This window comes from Arsenophonus sp. ENCA, from assembly GCF_002287155.1.
In the GTDB taxonomy this organism is placed as follows: domain Bacteria; phylum Pseudomonadota; class Gammaproteobacteria; order Enterobacterales; family Enterobacteriaceae; genus Arsenophonus; species Arsenophonus nilaparvatae.
On the sequence record NZ_NHNG01000076.1, the window covers coordinates 1 to 2,197 of the forward strand.

General features: G+C 36.9%; 1 protein-coding gene. It reads left to right on the top strand.

Annotated features, from left to right (window positions below):
- Positions 1-189 precede the first annotated feature (189 nt).
- Positions 190-2,197: transglycosylase domain-containing protein (locus CBG25_RS02370; RefSeq protein WP_290604260.1), on the top strand; the 2,008-nt coding region annotated here is incomplete at its 3' end.

The window sequence follows — 2,197 nt, forward strand, 5'->3', positions numbered from 1 at the left end:
GTATATCAAGGCCAATCTGCCATTTTTGTAAAAACATAGACGATTTCCCTATTGTTAATGTATAAAATTCCATATTCAAGGTAATTTAAAACATTTATACTAAATATTCGATGTTTATAAACCACCCAATAAATTGTAAATGGGAATTTCAGGTGAAGATCGTAAAGTTTTTTCTTTTTTTTTTATAGTTTGCTGTCTATTTTTGGGGCAGGATCTATTTTTGGTTTGTACAAATATGTCGAATCAGAATTACCTGATGTAGCAACATTAAAAGATGTTCGATTGCAAGTACCTATGCAGGTGTTAAGTGCAGAAGGTGAGTTGATCGCACAATTTGGAGAGAAACGGCGTCTTCCATTGCCATTAAAACAAGTTCCCCCGCTAATGATAAAAGCTTTTGTCGCGACCGAAGATAGCCGATATTATGAACATCATGGTGTTGATCCTATAGGAATTTTTCGAGCTGTATCGGTGATGGCTGCTTCCGGTCATGCTTCGCAAGGGGCAAGTACAATAACACAGCAATTAGCAAGAAATTTTTTCTTAAGTCGAGAAAAAACATTGATGCGTAAAGTTAAAGAGGTATTTTTAGCTATCCGGATTGAGCAATTGTTGTCAAAAGATGAAATTCTGGAACTTTATTTAAATAAAATTTATTTAGGAAATCGCGCTTACGGTCTAGGCGCAGCCGCTTATGTCTATTTTGGTAAGTCTGTAAATGAATTAAGTTTAAGTGAAATTGCTATGATTGCAGGTTTACCAAAAGCACCTTCTACTTTTAACCCCCTTTACTCCCATGAACGAGCGATAAATCGTCGAAATACCGTACTATTGCGTATGTTAGAAGAGGGGTATATTACTCAACAGCAATATAATGAAGCAAAGCGAGAAAACATTATTGCTAGTTATCACGCGCCAAAAATTTCGTTTTCAGCTCCCTATCTAGCAGAAATGGTTAGGCAAGAGCTCTATAACCGTTATGGTGAGGATGCTTATACAAATGGTTATAAAGTTTATACCACAATCATCGGTAAAGACCAGATAGCAGCAGTTAATGCTTTGCGTAATAACCTAATTAATTATGATATTCGTCATGGTTATCGAGGAGCAGAAAAAATTCTTTGGACTCAGCTACAAACACCTTGGACTCACGAACAAATTATTGAACAGCTGAAAAAAATATCTACTTATGGGCCATTAATTCCTGCAGTGGTTATGGCGACAAATAAAAATAAAGCTGAAGTGATAATGCCGAATGGTGCTTCTGTTGAATTGGCAATGAATGGTGTTTCTTGGGCACGTAAGTATATTTCTGATGAGCGTCAAGGCATAGCACCTAAAACGGTTAACGAAGTTGTTAAAGTGGGAGAATTAATTCGTATACGACAGGTTGAAGATAGCTGGTGGTTAGCTCAAATACCAGAAGCAAATTCAGCTTTTATTGCTCTTAATCCATTAGATGGCGCTATTGTCTCGTTGGTTGGCGGGTTTGATTTTGAATTAAGTAAATTTAATCGAGTAACCCAATCGTTACGTCAAGTTGGCTCCAATATTAAGCCTTTTCTTTATACTGCCGCATTAGATAAAGGATTAACGTTAGCTTCATTATTAAATGATATGCCGATTACTCGTTGGGATGCTGGAGCGGATTCAGATTGGCGACCTAAAAATTCTCCCGCTAAATATGCTGGTCCAATCAGTTTGCGTCAGGGATTAGGCCAGTCTAAAAATGTTGTGATGGTACGCGCAATGCGCGCGATGGGTGTTGATTATGCGGCGGATTATCTAAAACGTTTTGGTTTTCCTGAAGAAAATATTAATCGAACCGAGTCATTGGCATTAGGTGCTCCGTCATTTACGCCGTTGCAAATAGTTCGAGGTTATGCCGTTATGTCTAATGGTGGTTACCTTATCGATCCTTATTTTATTAGTCGCGTTGAAGGACTACAAGGTGAAGTTGTGTTTGAAGCTAAAGCTAAAATCGCTTGTCCAAAATGTAACGATATACCTGTTATTTATGATGATGTGCCAAAAATTAAAGAAATAAATGCAGAATCTATTGAGGATATAGTTAAATCTACAACCCCAATGACGAATCTTAAACCTAGTGTAGATATAAATAGTGAAATTCCAATAACGGCTGAACAAAAAAAATATGCTCCTCATGTTATTAGTACACCCCTAGCTTTTTTGATTA